General features: G+C 64.0%; 20 protein-coding genes and 1 tRNA gene. 10 read left to right on the top strand and 11 right to left on the bottom strand.

Annotated elements, in window-relative coordinates; genetic code table 11:
* Positions 1 to 33 precede the first annotated feature (33 nt).
* On the top strand, positions 34 to 426 hold the full coding sequence (locus ACFWU5_RS05420) for an SCO5389 family protein (protein ID WP_379234155.1): 393 nt from the start codon (positions 34 to 36) through the stop codon (positions 424 to 426).
* 52 nt (positions 427 to 478) lie between these two features.
* Here ACFWU5_RS05420 and ACFWU5_RS05415 read toward each other — a convergent pair whose 3' ends face one another.
* The gene (locus ACFWU5_RS05415) at positions 479 to 2,113 is read right to left on the bottom strand and encodes a long-chain fatty acid--CoA ligase (RefSeq protein WP_379266290.1); all 1,635 of its coding nucleotides are present in this window, start codon (positions 2,111 to 2,113) and stop codon (positions 479 to 481) included.
* A 129-nt stretch (positions 2,114 to 2,242) separates the two neighbouring features.
* On the bottom strand, positions 2,243 to 2,605 hold the full coding sequence (locus ACFWU5_RS05410) for an ArsR/SmtB family transcription factor (RefSeq protein WP_379266289.1): 363 nt from the start codon (positions 2,603 to 2,605) through the stop codon (positions 2,243 to 2,245).
* A gap of 85 nt (positions 2,606 to 2,690) precedes the next feature.
* Here ACFWU5_RS05410 and ACFWU5_RS05405 point away from each other — a divergent pair, with 85 nt between their 5' ends.
* The 4 genes from ACFWU5_RS05405 (at position 2,691) to ACFWU5_RS05390 (ending at position 8,748) form a co-directional block, all read left to right on the top strand.
* Complete coding sequence (locus tag ACFWU5_RS05405; RefSeq protein ID WP_379266288.1) at positions 2,691 to 3,830, top strand: acyl-CoA dehydrogenase family protein; 1,140 nt, start codon at positions 2,691 to 2,693, stop codon at positions 3,828 to 3,830.
* A gap of 281 nt (positions 3,831 to 4,111) precedes the next feature.
* Complete coding sequence (locus tag ACFWU5_RS05400) at positions 4,112 to 4,885, top strand: DUF1542 domain-containing protein (protein ID WP_379266287.1); 774 nt, start codon at positions 4,112 to 4,114, stop codon at positions 4,883 to 4,885.
* A gap of 66 nt (positions 4,886 to 4,951) precedes the next feature.
* Positions 4,952 to 5,024: transfer RNA gene (locus ACFWU5_RS05395), tRNA-Arg, on the top strand.
* A 403-nt stretch (positions 5,025 to 5,427) separates the two neighbouring features.
* A complete protein-coding gene (locus tag ACFWU5_RS05390) occupies positions 5,428 to 8,748 on the top strand; it encodes a type ISP restriction/modification enzyme (protein ID WP_379266286.1) in 3,321 nt (1,106 codons plus the stop codon).
* Positions 8,749 to 8,755: 7 nt separating this feature from the next.
* Here the strand turns inward: ACFWU5_RS05390 and ACFWU5_RS05385 are convergent, their stop codons facing one another.
* Entirely contained in the window at positions 8,756 to 9,097 is a 342-nt protein-coding gene (locus tag ACFWU5_RS05385) for a hypothetical protein (protein WP_379266285.1), read from the bottom strand.
* Positions 9,098 to 9,928: 831 nt separating this feature from the next.
* Here ACFWU5_RS05385 and ACFWU5_RS05380 point away from each other — a divergent pair.
* The gene (locus ACFWU5_RS05380; protein WP_379266284.1) at positions 9,929 to 10,186 is read left to right on the top strand and encodes a hypothetical protein; all 258 of its coding nucleotides are present in this window, start codon (positions 9,929 to 9,931) and stop codon (positions 10,184 to 10,186) included.
* A gap of 218 nt (positions 10,187 to 10,404) precedes the next feature.
* Here ACFWU5_RS05380 and ACFWU5_RS05375 read toward each other — a convergent pair whose 3' ends face one another.
* The 5 genes from ACFWU5_RS05375 to ACFWU5_RS05355 form a co-directional block, all read right to left on the bottom strand.
* Complete coding sequence (locus ACFWU5_RS05375; protein ID WP_379266283.1) at positions 10,405 to 10,782, bottom strand: type II toxin-antitoxin system death-on-curing family toxin; 378 nt, start codon at positions 10,780 to 10,782, stop codon at positions 10,405 to 10,407.
* On the bottom strand, positions 10,779 to 10,988 hold the full coding sequence (locus tag ACFWU5_RS05370) for a hypothetical protein (protein WP_379266282.1): 210 nt from the start codon (positions 10,986 to 10,988) through the stop codon (positions 10,779 to 10,781). Before ACFWU5_RS05370 ends, ACFWU5_RS05375 begins: the two co-directional genes overlap by 4 nt.
* Before the next feature lie 280 nt (positions 10,989 to 11,268).
* Positions 11,269 to 11,475, bottom strand: coding sequence for a hypothetical protein (locus tag ACFWU5_RS05365; protein WP_379266281.1), 207 nt, complete (start codon positions 11,473 to 11,475; stop codon positions 11,269 to 11,271).
* Positions 11,476 to 11,490: 15 nt separating this feature from the next.
* Positions 11,491 to 11,709, bottom strand: coding sequence for a hypothetical protein (locus tag ACFWU5_RS05360; protein WP_379241356.1), 219 nt, complete (start codon positions 11,707 to 11,709; stop codon positions 11,491 to 11,493).
* A 137-nt stretch (positions 11,710 to 11,846) separates the two neighbouring features.
* Entirely contained in the window at positions 11,847 to 12,509 is a 663-nt protein-coding gene (locus ACFWU5_RS05355; RefSeq protein ID WP_379266280.1) for a pentapeptide repeat-containing protein, read from the bottom strand.
* A 326-nt stretch (positions 12,510 to 12,835) separates the two neighbouring features.
* On the opposite strand from ACFWU5_RS05355, the gene ACFWU5_RS05350 reads away from it, so the two are divergent.
* Positions 12,836 to 13,483, top strand: a complete 648-nt coding sequence (locus ACFWU5_RS05350) for a Uma2 family endonuclease (RefSeq protein ID WP_379266279.1) — start codon at positions 12,836 to 12,838, stop codon at positions 13,481 to 13,483.
* A 39-nt stretch (positions 13,484 to 13,522) separates the two neighbouring features.
* Here ACFWU5_RS05350 and ACFWU5_RS05345 read toward each other — a convergent pair whose 3' ends face one another.
* Entirely contained in the window at positions 13,523 to 13,972 is a 450-nt protein-coding gene (locus ACFWU5_RS05345; protein WP_379266278.1) for an SgcJ/EcaC family oxidoreductase, read from the bottom strand.
* A gap of 212 nt (positions 13,973 to 14,184) precedes the next feature.
* On the bottom strand, positions 14,185 to 14,616 hold the full coding sequence (locus ACFWU5_RS05340; protein ID WP_379266277.1) for a hypothetical protein: 432 nt from the start codon (positions 14,614 to 14,616) through the stop codon (positions 14,185 to 14,187).
* Between the two features lie 130 nt (positions 14,617 to 14,746).
* Here ACFWU5_RS05340 and ACFWU5_RS05335 point away from each other — a divergent pair, with 130 nt between their 5' ends.
* From ACFWU5_RS05335 to ACFWU5_RS05325, 3 genes are read left to right on the top strand one after another with little or no spacing between them, the layout of a single operon-like run.
* Positions 14,747 to 15,391: a TetR family transcriptional regulator gene (locus tag ACFWU5_RS05335; RefSeq protein ID WP_379266276.1), complete on the top strand. Its 645-nt coding sequence runs from the start codon at positions 14,747 to 14,749 to the stop codon at positions 15,389 to 15,391.
* A 43-nt stretch (positions 15,392 to 15,434) separates the two neighbouring features.
* Complete coding sequence (locus tag ACFWU5_RS05330) at positions 15,435 to 15,881, top strand: YdeI/OmpD-associated family protein (protein ID WP_379241349.1); 447 nt, start codon at positions 15,435 to 15,437, stop codon at positions 15,879 to 15,881.
* A 33-nt stretch (positions 15,882 to 15,914) separates the two neighbouring features.
* Positions 15,915 to 16,625, top strand: a complete 711-nt coding sequence (locus ACFWU5_RS05325) for a helix-turn-helix domain-containing protein (RefSeq protein ID WP_379266275.1) — start codon at positions 15,915 to 15,917, stop codon at positions 16,623 to 16,625.
* Here ACFWU5_RS05325 and ACFWU5_RS05320 read toward each other — a convergent pair.
* Entirely contained in the window at positions 16,607 to 17,182 is a 576-nt protein-coding gene (locus ACFWU5_RS05320) for a dihydrofolate reductase family protein (protein ID WP_379266274.1), read from the bottom strand. The two genes, ACFWU5_RS05325 and ACFWU5_RS05320, sit on opposite strands and share 19 nt — an antisense overlap.
* Positions 17,183 to 17,193 lie beyond the last annotated feature (11 nt).

The following is a 17,193-nucleotide window of genomic DNA, read 5'->3' as shown; positions in this document are numbered from 1 at the left end:
CCGCCGACCACCCCCAAGCAGGAGGAGAGCGCCATGTCCCTCGATGTACCAGCAGCACTGCTCGAACGCGCCGAAAGCGGCGACATCGACGACGCGGAATTCGTCGAATGTGTCCGTACCTCACTGCCTTACGCGTGGGAGGTGGTGAGCCGGGTCGCGGACGATCTTCGCACCGGCACCGACGAATACGCCGACAACCGCATCCCGCCGCCGGACGAAGTAGCCCGCGGTCAGCTGCTGCGCGCACTGGCCTCCGACGCCATTCGCGGCGGGCTGGAACGGCATTTCGGCGTGAAACTGGCCTTCCAGAACTGCCATCGGGTCGCGGCATTCCCGCTCTCGGCCGTCGGCGGGGAAACCTACACCCGCTACATCAGCCCCCGCGCTCAGCTGTTGAACCAGAGCCCGGAGCTTCGTAACTGTTGAGATAGCAAAAGGGCGGGCGTGGAATTTCTTCCGCGCCCGCCCTTTTCAGCTTTTACACCGTGACGACGTCGAGCTCACCCTCGGCGTACTGCGCGCGCAGACGCTTCTTGTCGAACTTGCCGACGCTGGTCTTCGGGACCTCGGCGATGAAGGTCCAGCGCTCGGGCAGCTGCCACTTGGCGAACTTGTCGGCCAGGTAGTCACGCAGCTCGGCGGCCTCGGCGGCGGCGCCTTCGGCCAGCACGATCGCCACCAGCGGACGCTCGTCCCACTTCTCGTCCGGCACGCCGATGACCGCGGCCTCGGCCACGGCCGGGTGGCCCATCACCGAGTTCTCCAGGTCCACCGAGGAGATCCACTCGCCACCGGACTTGATGACGTCCTTGGAGCGGTCGACCAGGGTGAGGTAGCCGTTGGGGCTGATCTTGCCGACGTCGCCGGTGCGCAGCCAGCCGTCGTCGAACTTGTCCGGGTCGATCTCCGCGCCGGTGGGCGAGTAGTACGAGCCGGTGATCCAGGCGCCACGCACCTCGAGCTCACCCAGCGACTCACCGTCGTTGGGGACGACCTTGCCGTCGTCACCGACCAGACGCGCCTCGACGTTGGCCGGGAAACGACCCTGCGTGTAGCGGTACGCCCACGCTTCCTCGCCCTCGACACCGGCGGGCGGGTGCCCGACGCTGCCCAGCGGGGAGGTCTCGGTCATGCCCCACGCGTGCAGGATGCGCACGCCGTGCTTCTCCTCGAACGCGCGCATCATCGCCGGCGGCACCGCGGAACCACCGACAACGGCGGTACGCAGGTGCGAAATGTCCTGCGGCGCGGCGGCCAGTGTGGCCAGCACGCCACCCCAGATGGTCGGCACGGCGGCGGCGAAACTGGGCTTCTCCGCGGCCATCATCTCCAGCAGCGGTCCCGGCTGCAGGAAACGGTCCGGCATCAAGATGTTCGCGCCCGACATCAGCGCCGCGTACGGCAGGCCCCACGCGTTGGCGTGGAACAGCGGCACGATGGCCAGCACGTAATCGGAACCGTTGAAGCCCATGCCGTTCGGCGAGTTCACCTGCATGGCGTGCAGCCAGTTGGAACGGTGCGAGTAGACGACACCCTTGGGGTCGCCGGTGGTGCCGGAGGTGTAACACATTGCGGCAGCGGAACGTTCGTCGATGACCGGGAAGTCGAAGTCCGCGGACTGCGCGTCCAGCAGCTCACGGTAGGAGTGCACGGTCACGCCCTCGGGCGCGGTGAGCGCGGCGGCGTCGCCGTTGACCACGATCACGTGCTTCACGGTCTTCAGGTTCGGCAGGTACTGCGCGAACAACGGCAGCAGCGTGCCGTCCACGAGCACGACCTTGTCCTCGGCGTGGTTGGCCACGAACACCAACTGCTCCGGGAACAGGCGGATGTTCAGCGCGTGCAGCACAGCACCCATGGCGGGCACCGCGATGTAAGCGGTCATGTGCTCGTTGTTGTTCCACATGAAGGTGCCGACACGGTCACCCTGTTCGATGCCAAGACCACGCAGCGCGTTGGCCAGCCGAGCCGAATCCGCACCCAGTTCGCGGTAGGTCATCGTCCGCACGCCGTCGCCGGTCCAGGTGGACACGTACGAGTCGCCCTGGAAGGTGGCGGCGTAATTGAGCAGTGTGGCCAGCGAAAGCTGGTCTTCCTGCATGGTGCTGCGCATCGGTGCTCCTTCAAGTCCCTGCCGTGGCATGAGCCACGTCACAACGGATGTTACCGAAAGGTTTGAACGTCGCAATCGTTTCCTCCGACAACATTCCTGCAGGTCGGCTCGTTCACGCGCGTCACCAGGCTATTTGTGCGGCGGCTGACCATCGGGGCCGCTATGGTGCGGCGGAATGCCGGGACCCGCGTGCTCGGCGTTGTACACCGCGTCGACGACCAGCTGGCGGACGTGATCGTTGTCGAGGCTGTAGTAGATCGTGGTGCCCTCGCGGCGGGTTCGCACCAGCCGCGCCATCCGCAATTTCGCCAGGTGCTGGGACACCGAAGGGCCCGGTTTGCCCACCCTCGTTGCCAGTTCGTTCACCGAGAGTTCTTGATCGGCCAGCGCCCACAGCACCTGGACCCGGGTCGCGTCGGCCAGCATCCGGAACACTTCGACCACCAGGCCCACCTGGTCGTCGGCGAGGGGTGGGCGTGCACCTGCATTCATGCGCAGATAATAGATCCGCGGCCGTTCGCGAGGCCGGCTCCGGGCCGCTATGTGAACGACGAATGCCCGCCGTACTGTGACGCGCATGGCTGTTGAGCGGATGCTGCCCACCGACGAGGCGCGCGACCTGATCGAACTGACTCGCGATATCGCCGACAAGGTGCTCGAGCCGCGCGTGGTCGAGAGCGAGAAGACCGGCGTGTTTCCCGAGGGGGTGTTCGCGGCGCTCGGGGCGGCAGGGTTGCTCAGCCTGCCTTACCCGGAGGAGTTCGGCGGTGGGGCGCAGCCGTACGAGGTGTATCTGCAGGTGCTCGAGGAGTTGGCCAGTCGGTGGGCCGCGGTCGCCGTGGCGGTGAGTGTGCACGGGTTGTCGTGCCATCCGTTGTTCACCTACGGCACCGACGAGCAGAAACAGCAGTGGCTGGAACGGATGCTTTCCGGCGAAACTGTTGGCGCCTACAGTCTTTCCGAGGCGCACGCGGGGTCTGACGCGGCCGCCCTGCGCTGCCGGGCCACCGCCGTCGACGGGGGTTATCTGCTCAACGGCACCAAAGCCTGGATCACCAATGGTGGGCGTGCTGATTTCTACACGCTGTTCGCTCGTACCGGCGAAGGGTCGCGGGGGATCTCGTGCTTCCTGGTTCCCGCCGATACTGCTGGGTTGAGCTTCGGCAAGCCCGAGGAGAAGATGGGATTGCGGGGTATTCCCACCACCACCGCGGCCTATGACGATGTTTTTCTGCCTACTGAGCGGCTGATCGGCGAAGAGGGACAAGGGCTTTCGATCGCGTTCAGCGCTTTGGATGCGGGGCGGCTCGGCATCGCTGCGGTCGCTACCGGTGTTGCTCAGCGCGCCCTCGATGAAGCGGTTGCCTATGCCAAAGAGCGAGAAGCCTTCGGCCGCAAGATCATCGACCATCAGGGACTGGGTTTCGTTCTTGCCGATATGGCCGCTGCGGTAGATACCGCGCGCGCCACCTACCTCGACGCCGCCCGCCGCCGCGACGCCGGCCTTTCGTACTCCCGTCAGGCATCGGTCGCCAAACTCGTGGCCACCGACGCGGCCATGAAGGTGACCACCGACGCCGTCCAGGTCTTCGGCGGCTACGGGTATACCCAGGACTTCCCCGTCGAGCGGTACATGCGTGAAGCGAAGGTCATGCAGATTTTCGAGGGGACCAATCAGATCCAGCGGTTGGTGATTGCGCGACATTTGGCTGGGTGAGGGGTCGGGGTCTGCCCGTTCGGGGTCGTTTGGTGGCTGTGTTTTTGGAGCGCTGGCGCGCTCGAGCGGGGCCCTGTGGGCCCCTTTGGTAGAGACTTCCTGGTGATTGCCCGAACCGAAAAGGTGATGGCCACTTCGGGTTGAGCCTTGTGGGGGGTACACGGCTCGAAAAGGTGTCGGTAGCTAATCTGTAATGTGCTGATCAGTGGCGGTCGGATGGTTCTGGCAACTGGTCAGTAAACTGGACCTCATCTCGAGACCTCGACGAAATGAGGCGCCCGATGGTGTGGTGGCTGGTCGTTATCGTGATCGTGTCCGTCGGCGCTCTGCTGTACCTGCGCGCCGAACAGAACAAGCGCAACCTGCGTGACCTCGAGGAAGCGCAGGCCGACGCCCGCGTCACCATCGAGCGACTCGGCGGCCAGGTCTACCAACTCACCCCGCGCAACGAAGCCTCCCGCCAGGCGCTGGCCGACGCCTCCGAGCGCTACAACGCCGCGGGCGGCCAGATCGACCGCGCGAGCTCCCCCGCCCAAGCCCGCCTGGCCAAACAGTCCGCATTGGAAGGCCTCTACTACATCCGCGCCGCCCGCACCGCCATGAACATGGACCCGGGCCCCGCGATCCCCACCCTCGACGGCCAGGACATCGCAGGCCAGGTCGACGAAAAACGCACGGTCGACCACAACGGCCGAGCCATCACCGCCTCCCCCACCCCCTCCGCAGGCACCCCCAACTACTTCCCCGGCGGCCGAGTAGCAGGCCGCCCCGTCCCCGCGGGCTGGTACTCCGAACCCTGGTGGAAACCCGCCCTCATCGCAGGCGCCTGGGGCGCAGGCGCAGCCCTGCTGTTCACCACTCTGTTCGCCGGCATGAGCGGAGTCGACTACGACACCAGAGCCTTCGAAGACGGCACCGGCGAATCATCCCTGGATCCCACCTACGACCAGGGCGGATACGACCCCACCCCCACCGAAACCGCCTACGACAACCCCAGCGATTTCGACACAGGCACCGGCTTCGACAGCGGCGCGGGCGGTTTCGACACCTTCTGAACGGGCCAACACCCCCACCCCTCCCCCCACGCTATACTCACCTCGGCCCGCCGAAACGTGCCCCCCGCCCTCGTAGCTCAGGGGATAGAGCACCGCTCTCCTAAAGCGGGTGTCGCAGGTTCGAATCCTGCCGAGGGCACCCAAAACTGGCCAACCGCGGAGCGGTTGGTCTTGGAGGAGACGTACCGTATCTGACCAGCGTCTTCTCGGATTGCTGACACCCATGCCGGTCCGTGTTGGTTCACAACGCCCACCGGGGCAGCTCGAAACTTGTCTTGAAGCGGCTGTGAATCCTCGATCACGGCTGACCTGTCCGATGCAAGCCCATTGACGGATGTCAACGGCATGCGACATCTTCGGCCAGGCCGAGCGTGCGTGCCGATGAAGGGTGGCGGGCTGGAGTACGATCTCTGGCCGGATAATCGCACCGTCGCCGATCATCGCACCGAAACGTGTTTGGTCCCAAGCGCTTTCACGTCATCCTCTAGGGCTAGGATGTGACATACTCCTCGCGTCGCGATCGATAGGGCGGGGGTGTGGCAGTGACGCAGGGTCGGGAGTTCGACTGGCTGGCAGAAGCTATCTCGATCTTCGGTGCGTCATGCAAGGCCATGGTGAACGGACCGGGCGATCCCGAGGCGTCAATTCGACCACCGCTGCAGAATCTCCTGGAAGCTGTGGGCAGCCACGACGCCATGGACGGCGTCCTGTGGCATTCCGAAACGCCCCTGCGTGATGTTGGCGTGCGCCCTGACTATGCGGTCGAGGTGCACGGTGAAATCGTAGGTTATGTCGAGGTCAAGCGCCCCGGTCAGACGGTCGATCCAGAGAAGTTCACCGGGCGTAACAAGAAGCAGTGGGAACGGCTCCGCGACTTGCCGAACGTCCTCTACACCAACGGCACTGAATGGCGCCTCTTTCGCTCCGGCGAGCTGATCGGTGCGCCAGTCTTCTTCGACGGCGATCTCGGAAGCGCAGGACGCTCGTTGTCCGTCCGGGAGCCTGCAGCGTTCCATGCCCTTCTGAGGACCTTCCTCCACTGGGTTCCTGAGCCGATCCGCCGTATCAACACACTGGTCCGTCGCACCGCGCCGCTGTGCCGCCTGCTACGTGCGGCCGTCCTGGAGCAGCTGGAATGGGAGGGACAGTATGCAGCTGAGGGCGCGCGTCCCGAGGAACTGCGGTTCACTGGGCTGAAAAACGACTGGCGTAGGCTGCTTTTCCCGTCAGCTGACGACGCTACCTTTGCCGACGGATATGCCCAGACGGTGACCTTCGCGCTTCTGCTGGCGCGTACAGAGGACATCTCCGTGAAAGGAGTGGGGCTACACGAGATCGGCCGACGCCTGGATAACGGACACGCCTTGATGGGCAAAGCCCTCCAGCTCCTGACCGACAACATCACAGTAAGCTTCGAGGTCAGCCTCGACCTGCTTATCCAGGTGATCGACGCTGTCGACTGGGCGGAGATCCGCAAGGGTCGACGGGATGCGTACCTACACCTGTACGAATCGTTCCTGGAGGTATACGACGAGAAGCTCCGCCAGAAGAGCGGCTCGTACTACACCCCTCGGGAAATTGTCGAGGAGATGGTGCGCCTCACCGAGGATGTGCTCCGTACCCGCTTGGGTCGCCAGGCCGGATACGCGGACGACGGCGTGCGCATCGTCGATCCGGCGATGGGGACGGGCACATACCTACACGCGGTTATCGAGCACGTCGCCGCTTGGACGGCGGATAACGATGGCCCTGGGGCGATTCCGGATGCGATAGGCAGTCTGGCAAAGCGCCTCATCGGTTTCGAGCTGCAGATGGGCCCCTTCGCCGTCGCCGAGCTAAGGGCTTCGGACTTGCTCAAGCGGTACCAAGCAGTCGCACCGCCCGACGGTATGAAGCTGTTCGTCACCGACACATTGGACAACCCGTATCTGGCCGAGGAAACCCTCGCCTCAACGTACGGCGTGATCTCGGAATCGCGTCGACGAGCGAACCAGGTGAAGGCAAACACACCGGTCACCGTCGCAATCGGCAACCCACCCTACGACGACAAGGCCATGGGCCGCGGAGGCTGGATAGAGAAGGGAAGCCCGGCGCAGGGCAGCACCCCGATCGAAGCGTTCAAGTGGCCCGGAAACGGCCGCTATGAGCACGTGCTCAAGAACCTTTACATCTACTTTTGGCGTTGGGCAACCTGGAAGGTATTCGACGCCGATCAACAGGACCAGCAGGGAGTCGTCTGTTTCATCACCCCCGCTGGCTTCACCACTGGCCCCGGTGGCCGTGGCATGCGTAACTACCTGAGGCGCACCTGCGACGAGGGTTGGGTTATAGACCTCTCTCCGGAAGGGCATCGCCCAGATGTGGCCACCCGGATTTTCCCTGGTGTTGCCCAGCCGCTGGCCATCTGCATCTTCGTCCGCAGCAAGGACACCGATCCCGATCGGCCCGCCCACATCCACTACCGAGCCGTACAGGGCAGGCGAGCGGATAAGTACCGCCAGCTCAAAGAGATCCAACTGGACGACGACGGCTGGCAGGACACGCACTCTGCCGCCATCCGCCCGTTCCGCCCAGTCACCGAGACGGGGTGGGAGGACCATCCCGCTCTCGATGATCTTTTCCTCTGGGGAAGTCTGGGAATTACCGCCAACCGCTCGTGGGTCAACGCCCCCAGCGAGCAGTTGCTCCAACGGCGCTGGGCGCGTCTGATCCACGAGGCCGACCCAGACAAACAGGCGAAGCTGTTCAAGGGGACGCGAGATCGTTCACTGCACGCCCGCCGGCCCCCGCTGCCCGGACAACCTGAGCACGCCCACGGGCTTGCAGACGAAACTGACCTCACGCCGGACCTGATCCGCATCGCCATGCGCAGCTTCGACCGGCAGTGGCTGATCTCCGACAGTCGCGTCATCGACTTCGCCCGACCCACGCTGTGGGAAGCCCTCCAGCCGGGACAGCTCTTCCTCAACCAGCAGTCCTCCCAGGAGATCGAGACCGGGCCGGCCGTCGTCGCCACCGCGCTGCTCCCCGACACCCACCACTTCAACGGCCGCGGCGGCAAAATCATGCCGATCCTCCACCCGGACGGCACACCCAATGTGCATCCGCGGCTGCTCGCCCACTTGGCAACCGAGCTCGGCCTCGACCGCATCACGGTGCACGACCTGGCCGCATATGTGGCGGCTGTCACCGGGCACAGTGGGTTCACCGAGCGGTTCGCCGAGGAACTACTCACTCCTGGCGTACGGCTGCCGCTCACTCGCGATCCCGATCTGTGGCACGAGGCCGTGAAGCTTGGCGAGCGTCTGCTGTGGGCCTCGACCTACGGGGAACGGTACATCGATCCGAACGACGGCCGACCAGCAGGAGATGTCCTCTTCCCTCCAGGCGATCCGCGTCGGCTCCGCTACGACCAGCACATCGGGACGGAGGTTCCGAGCGAAATCCACTACGCCGAGATGAACCAAACCCTGTACTTGGGTGCCGGATTCGTGAGCCCGGTCCCCACAGAGGTGTGGAACTATGACGTCGGCGGCATGCAGATCGTCAAGAAGTGGTTCGGATACCGCAAGGCGAACCCCAACAGCCGCAAGACGAGCCCACTGGACGACTTGCATGTCGACTCGTGGCCATCCAGCTGGTCGCGCGAACTCATGGAACTGCTCTCCGTGCTGCGCCGACTCACCGACCTCGCTCCCGTGCAACAGGAACTGCTGGACCGGATCCTCGCCGGACCCAAGGTCACGGTGGCAGACCTTGAGAAGGTCGCGATCTTGCCGGTGTCCGACAAGGCTCGCAGGCCCCGTCGTCAACTCAAGACCAGTCACGACGAGCTTCATCTGAACGCCGACGAGAAACCGTAGCGCCAGCTCAGCGCGTCTTCGCACAACGCTCGACATACGCTACCGCCTCTGTTCCGGTCCATGCACCTTCTGCGAGTTCACGGAGCGCGTGCATTTCCGGACTGAGTGAGGGTGTACGTCGCTGCATCTCATCGGCGAATACGCTCACCTCAGCCAGGCGTTCGCCAAGCGTGGCGCACTCGGCTTCGAAGTAGACTGCCTTGCCTCGCGGCGTGATAACCAGACTCTCACCGGTGACTTCCAGTAGGCCCATCCAACTGAGAGTTCGCACGTCGGCTGCGATGCTCTCCTGGTCAAGCCCCCGGACTGCGGCCGCTATAGCATCAGGGAACGGAATCTCGGCGGTCACGAGATGATGCAGAACCCGAATCTGTGATGGCGAGAGCGCTGGGTGCACGGATGCATGTCTAGCAGCACCGGGGACGATCTTGCCGCAGGCCGCGCGTAACGGGGCTTCTAAACAAACCGTGCGCCCGCTTCTGTCGCAATAACGCGAACGCGTGGCTCGGGGTCAGGTCACCGACACACCGATCAAACTGCCACGACACGCAGATCAACCGGATCGCCTGTCCCGACCAGCACCGCCTGTATTCAGCTCCCACCGTCACCGTCCCCATGATCGCGGAGACAGACCAACCAACAGCGCGGCAATCGCCTTGGTCTGCATCGCGGCGAGGCGCTCTCCTTCCGCGCCGTCGACATGGCGAATCCTGCGAAAACACCGTCGCGACCAGTAGCCGAGTTGGCCCGCGCGGTAGTCGCTACGACATGGGCGCGGCAGCCCGCAACGGGCTCAACCACTCGGTCACCCTCGACCAGGGCAAAGCCATGATCGATACCGCCGTCGCCCAGCGCGACGTCGAATTCACCGGTGGCCCCGCCGAATACACCAGCGGCACCGTCCACGAACTCACCACCGAATCCACCACAGCCGCCGGGTACCCCGCCGATGTGCAAAACCGGACCACCCTGGCCGCCGCGCTCGACACAGACTCCAGCGACCTCGGCCCGATCGAAGTTCTCCAGTACAGCCCAGTCCCCCGCCAGGACTTCCTGCGACCCGTCCTCGACACCACCGCCGAGGACCTCTCCGCCGCGACCGAATTCTCCATCCTCGGCCCCGTCACCGCCGTCGAACAGGTACTCGACAGAATGACCGAACTCGGCAGAGGCACGATCTTTGTTCGTCAACGGCTCCAGCGCCGCTCAACCCAACACCAGCGTCGCGGGCACCTCGATCGCCTTCGCAGGCGAGTCCGCCTACGGCGCGATGCTGCACGAAGCACTCGAGCCACGCAATATCCGGGTCGGGCAACTGATCATCCCCGGCGCCATCGGCGGCGGCGACCCCCAGTACGCACCCGACGCACTCCCCGAACAACTATGGGCAATCCACACCGAACAACGGCCCTTCCGCACCACAGTCGGGGTCGGCTAGCAACCCGGTCGATCCGGCCGGTCCGTCTCGCCACAACCCGCACCGGCTCCCTCACGAGACGGGTGCCGGGTATATTTGGTCCAGACCTACAATGCGTAGTCACCCACGGTGACCAGGCGTTTTCCGGTTGCCCATGTTTTGTGTGTCCTGCCGAGGGCACCAGAATTCGCGCCTTTCCGTTGACGAACGACGGCTGCTCGACCTCGATGCGCGGTCGATCAGGTGATCGGTTCGACTCTCAGCTGCTTGGCCAAGGCCGGCACCTCGGTGTCCACCGCGGCGAGTTCGACGACCAGATCGAAGGCCTCGTTCTCGGTCAGCGCGATGGTATGGCCGTTCAAACGAGCCATCAGCCGCGCCGCGACCCAGCCGGTGCGCTTGTTGCCGTCCAGGAATGGATGCGAGCGCACGATCGAATGCATCATGGCCGCCACCTTGCCTGCCAAGTCAGAGTAGGCGTCTTCGCCCAAGACCGTGGCTGCAGGCCGGGCCGCAGCCGCCGCCACCAGACCGGCATCGCGGATAGCCGGCCGCGCAGCGCCGAGAACCGCGGCATTGACCTTCAACAGGTCGGTGACACTGAGGTACTCGGTCACGCGTCGGCCAGCCGCTCGAGCAGCACCGCGTCCTCTCCGAGAATGTCGGTTAGCGCGGTATCGACGCGGCGCCGGTGACCCTGAGCGGCCTGCCACTGCTCGATGGCCTGCACGACCGCGGCGTTCACGCTGATATGCAGGTCATCCGCAGCCGACTTCAGCCCCTCGGCGATGTGGTCGGGGATCCTGACACTCATGGTGGTCATACCAAAATGGTAGCACCAGCGTGGAATTTGTGAATCGACCTGAGGGCCTGGGATCGGCAGGCGACCGCTCCACCACGGCGCTAGACTCAGATCGACTTGCGACCGACTATGACCAGGTATTTTCGAGGGCACCAGAATCTCCAGTTCCCGACGCTTCCCCGCCCATGCGCTCACCAACCAAGGCCGACGCATCGACACCATCGGCAGGCATCAGCCCGGTGGCGGACGAGGCAGCGCAGCACGCAGGCGCGGCGGGTGTGGGCTGGTAGGAAGCCTCGGCTCAATAACCGTCGGTCCAATTGTCGGAGTCGACCACGTAGCGCTGAATAATAAATCCGTACCGATGGTCGCGAAATCCTTCTTGTTCTTGCAACCGGTCGATCGCTGCGCGAGCGTCTTCCTCGGTGGCGTACACGCCGATCCGTTTCACCTCATCAATTCCGCCCTGTTTTCGATATGAGTGCTTCAGCAGGAAGACATCTTCCATGACAAACTCCTCTCCTTACGCAAATCCTTCAGACCAATTGTCATGCCCCAGCGTCAATCTATTGATACAGAAATCATCGGGTCGATCACGAAAACCCGGCAGGACCGACATGCGTTCCACTGCCTTTTCCGCCTCCTCCGCCGATGAGTAAATTCCAATGGTCCGAACTACATCCTCACCATTGTCGAGTTCGTACCAGTGATCAACCACGAAGACATTCTTGTCGGGTTCCATACCATCTCCTCCTCACTATTCTGGATCCTGCCAAGCGCGATCACCGTACTTCTCGATTTTGTTGTACTCGTTCCGTAGTCACCGAGTTGTCTTGCGTGTTTCCTCGCCTTCGAAAGTTCGGAGTCGATGACAGGGGTTCACGATCGAATGGTGACATCCACAGCTCCATTTTCGCTGAACCATTTCTTAAGCTCGGGACCCGCGAGAACCATAGCCGAGTTCACTCCGACATCCACTGGACCAATTATGGACCCCGAAGCGCCCGCCACCGAACATCCACCCATTCGAGCGTCCGAAAAGTCTGTCGAAGAAAACTCGCAGCCTCGCAGATCGGCGGATCCGAGATCGGCATCCGCAAAGCTTGCGCTCCGCAAGTCAGCACCAACCAGATTTGCACGCCGGAAGTCCGAGTCCTCGAAGACCGCGCTCTGAAGACGAGCATCACAGAAAATACCACCAGATGCCGAACAGTCACGACCTTCGACCTTGCGGAGATCGCTACGACTGAAATCAGCATTACGCAAATCGGCCGAAATCATCCACGCTGTATACAGATCCGCATCGGATACACATGCCGAAGTCAGATCGGCCCCATTCAAGGATGCGCCCTCCAAGAACAAACCCGATACATCAGAGCGGGAAAGATCCAGACCGTCCCCATGGAAGAGATTGGATGCCGACATCGACATCGACACCGGTGGCAATTGATCCAGATAGAGTCCCAGAGCCGCTCGAGCCGCAAGGTCAGAAGGCCAACGCTTGACATCGCTCCTGGTCCGGCCATAAATTAACTGCCCCATACTACTTTCCCTTCCACTCGAGATGTTCAGAAACTAGTTGCTGCGCGCCTTCGCCACCCCAGGCACCGAAACACCGCTGCTGCCACCGGCCCCGAGTCCCCGCGCCCTCTACCGCGCCATGGTCCGCCTCGGACGCAGCTCGCCCCACCGTTGACCCCTCGAGGTGGGATGGAACCTGGCTGTCTGGAATTTGCGAATCGGTCGAGAGCCCGGGAACGGCAGGCGACCGCCCCACCGGGCGCTAGACTCAGATCGAGTTGCGACCGACTATGACCTGGCTTTTTCGAGGGCATCACAGTTCGCCAGGGTGCGAGGAGGAGTAAGCGGTGTCGAAACCGTCCGCAGAGTTCCCTCCCCTGCCCGCGCGAATGACCTGGGCCGAGCTGAGCGCCCTACCCCCTGATCAGTCGGAACGTATCGAACTGGTCAAAGGGCATCCGGTCTGGGTTCGCACCGGCCCGCCGGAGCACCAACGTTTCGCCACTCGCCTGCGCAACGCCTTGGAGAACGCCGCGCGAGGCAGCATGAAGGCCCGCCCGGGCGAGTGCTGGCAAGTGGACACCGAAACCAATGTCTTTCTGAGCCGCTCGAAAGACGACTTCCTCACCCCGGATTTCATGGTCTACCACTGCCCCGACGAGCCATGGACGCCGATTTTCGCTGAGGACGTCGTCATCGTCGGCGAAGTGCTCTCCCCGTCCAACCACATCGGCCAGATGCTGACCAAGCAAGCCCGCTACGCCGAGGCGGGGATCGGTGAGTACTGGGAGGTTCTTCTCGACCGGGAGGGCCGACGCATCGACACCATCCTGACCTACGTCTTGGCCACGCCCACCGACCTACCGGCAGGCGTCACCCCGCTGCGACCGCGCCAATACGCCCTGGTCAGCGAATGGTCTCCGACCGTCCATCCTGAAGTCGACCTGAACCACCCCTTCCCTCTCACACTCAGCTGGACCGACCTCGAATACTGAGCCCACGCGAACAGGGCGATACCGGTGGTTGAGTCGGGATCATCCCGCCGACGGCACCAGGGTGTTCTGCCTGGCCGCGGTCCACCACTGTCCGTCCTGCTTGACCAGTACGTAGAGTGCGACCATTGCGGGGTCGGCGTCGAGCAGGGTGCCGTCAGCTGTGGTGGCGCGGGCCGTCTTGCGCGCAACGGCCACGTCTGGGCGCAAAAAGGTCACGTCGGCGACGTCGTATCGGACGTATTCGTCCTTCAGGAATCCGGCCAACCCGCGCCTGTTCGCGTCGAGTAGCGCGTCACGTCCGCTGATCAGCATGCCGGCGGCATTGCCCACCACGGCATTCGCGATGAACTGGGCGGTCATGAGTTCCGCGTCGTTGGTGTTGTACGCGGTCTGCGTGTCGGTGACAATCTGGTGGATCGCGGCGATGTCGGCGGTGTGGTCCACGGTGTCGTCGTCGATCACCGGGGGCTGAATCATGTTCGTACTCATGCACACAACCCTCAACCCTCAATAATGGTTCAGGTCAAGCATTGTGAGTCAGACCACCATGCGTTCGGCCCGCACCGTCCGGGAACGACCCGCCCTCAACGGGGCGCGGCCTGTGCGCCCCCGGCCGCCAAGGCTCCGTTGACGGTGGCCTGTAGTTGTTCGGCCGAATACTGACGGCCCGCTGATTCAAGTGCCGTCGGCGCTCATCGAGCTCACGCGCGGGCCAGTTCCTCGGACATGCAGGTGGTGATGGTGGTCAGCACTCGGGCCGCGATGGCCAGGTCTTCGGGGGAGACGGATCCGTAGGCGGGGGTCAGGATTTTGCTGGATGCGGTGCGTACCTGCGTAACCATGACTCGGCCTGCTTCGGTGGGTTCGAGCTGACCGTCGGTCGACTCGCCGAGTAGGCCGCCTTCGACCAGGGCGGTGATCGCGTCGGCGATGGTGGCGGGGTCCCACTGGGTCATGTGCGCGACTCGGGTGATGTGGGCGGTGCGGTCGATCGGGCCGTCGGCGGACAGGGCTTGGTTCAGGGTGATCCAGCGCTGCTCGTTCAGGGTGGTGCCCGACAGTGCGCGGGTCAGGATCGCGGTGTGGTGCTTTTCGGCCTGGCCGATGATCGACGGGTTCAGGGTGGTGGTCATGTCGGGCTCCTTGGTCGCGTGCGCCGTTCGGCGTGGTCATATTCTGACACTCAGTACCATTTGTGCACAAGTATCAATTTAGAGGCAGTTTCTTCAGCGACTCGGTTTCGGTGCGAACTATGATGACGACATGCCTTCCGACGACCGCGCCTTACCGCTGCGCGAACGCAAGCGACTGCGCACCCGCCGCACCCTCGCCGACGTCGCCCTTCGCCTGTTCACCGAGCAGGGGTTCGACGCCACCACCGTGGAGCAACTGGTCGACGAGGCCGAGGTTTCACGCAGCACCTTCTTCCGGGCGTTCGCCACCAAGGAAGCCGTCGCCGTCGAATCCGAGACGGAGCTGTGGTCGAAATACCTTGCGGTGCTTGAATATCGGGAACCCGAGGGACACATCCTCACCGAACTCCGGGACACCCTCACCGAAGCTGTCGAGTCCCTGCCCGAGGACTGGGACCGCCGCTACATCGCCACCCGCAGCCTGATCCTCACCGCCCCAACCCTGTTGGGCCACGTCGAATACCAACGTTCCCGCGTCGAACACCAGGTAATCGACTGTCTGACAACCAAACTCGGACTCGCCCCCGACGACCTGCGCCCGCACATCCTCGCCGAACTGACCACCACGGCGTGGAGCATCGCCGCCCGCGCATGGGTCCGATCCGACGGCGACAACGGCCGCCCAGCCCTCATCGACCGCCTGCACCACGCCTTCGCCGCCATCCCCACCGCCCTGATCCTCGCGCCGGAAGGTGCCGGGAACGCAACGGGTTGATAATTGCCGCAAGGGAATTCACCGCTGACAACAGGAGACGGTCATGAAGTTTCGTTCCACCGTTGAGCCGCCGGAACCCATGCGAGGTCTCGAAGTCCCGTCCGACGTCGTCGCGGCACTCGACGCGGGCGCACGACCACCGGTGACCATCACCCTCAACGGCCACTCCTGGAAGAGCCGAATCGCCCTCCTACGCGGCCGCCATTTGATCGGCCTCAGCCACGCCAACCGGCAGGCCGCAGGTGTCGAGATCGGCGACGAGGTCGAAGTCGAACTGGAACTGGACACCGAGCCCCGCACCGTCGTCGAACCCGAGGACTTCGCCCACGCCCTGGACGCCGACCCCCTCGCCCGCGCCGCATACGACAACCTTTCGCACAGCAACAAGCGCACCCACGTGCACGCGATCGACAGCGCGAAGAAACCCGAAACACGTCAGCGCCGAATCGAAAAGGCCATCACCACCCTGCGGGGAACCCAGACGCCATGACCACGGGTCCTTCGGCTGACTAGGATCGCTGCCGTGGGACTGGTGTTCGAGACCCGGTGGTCGGATTCTGCGTGGGTGGAGTCGGTGTGGACCTGCCGTAGTGAGCAGGTCGCGGAGATGACCTCGGTGGCGACGCAGACGTGGGGGTTGGTGTTCTGGGCGGAAAACGGGGTGCCGGGTGCGGCGGTGACCGGGCCGGAGAGTCGCACGGGTACCGCGCCGGTTCCCGAGGGGGCGGACTTCGTCGGGGTGCAGTTCGCGGTCGGGACTTCGCTGCGTGCGGTGACAGCACCGACCCTGGTCGACAGTGGGATCGTGCTGCCCGATGTGACCGCGCGGGGGTTCTGGCTGGATGGGCAACGCTGGGAGACTCCGCGCGCCGACGATGTGGAGGCGCTGGTCGAGCGGCTGGTCGGGCAGGGTGTGGTGGTTCGTGATGCCCTGGTCGCCGACACGCTGCGTGGGCTGGAACCGGCGATCACCGAGCGGACTCTCGAACGTCGATTCCGGGCGGCGACCGGGCTGACCCAGGGCGCGATCCGTCAGATCGACCGTGCGCGCACTGCGGCGCTGCTGCTGAGTGCGGGTGAGACGTCGGCCGATGTCATCGACAAGCTCGGCTTCTACGACGAACCCCACCTGGCCCGCGCGCTGCGCCGCTTCGTCGGACGGACGGCGGGGCAGCTGCGCGAGGGCGGCGAGGGTGTGATCGCGCTGGATCTCACTCAGCGCACGACGTCGTAGACCATCTTGGCGACACCGTTGGAGTAGGTTGCCGAATCACGCAGGCGCAGTTGCTGCTTGGGGCGATCGGTGCGACCGAACAGGCTCTTGCCCGCGCCGAGCAGCACCGGGAACACGAGCAGGTTGTACCTGTCGATCAGGTCGGCATCCGAAAGACGCTGTGCCAGTTCGGCACTGCCGTGGATGTAGATGGGACCGCCCTCGGTCTGCTTGAGCTTCTCGATGTCTTCGGTCGAGCGCAGGATGGTGATCTCGCCCCAGCCGTCGATCAGCGCGTCATCGGAAAGAGTCTCCGAGACAACATATTTCGGCAGATCCTTGTACGCGGCATGATCCTCGGAATCACGCCAGATCGGCGCGAACGCCTCGTAACTGCGACGACCGAACATCAGCGCGGTGGTGTCGGCCAGCTCCTCCCCTTTCAGCGAATACGCCTCCGGCACGAACTCGGTCTCCATCACCCAGCCGCCGCTACGGTGCCCTTCGACCTTCCCGCCGGGCGAATCCACCACACCGTCGAGCGACATGAATCCCGTGTAAACCAGTTCGCGTGCCATCACAATCCTCC

It is taken from the genome of Nocardia sp. NPDC058640, from assembly GCF_042716995.1.
Lineage (GTDB): Bacteria > Actinomycetota > Actinomycetes > Mycobacteriales > Mycobacteriaceae > Nocardia.
The sequence above is the reverse complement of the archived record's forward strand: the minus strand, read 5'-3'. Positions and strand labels throughout refer to the sequence as shown.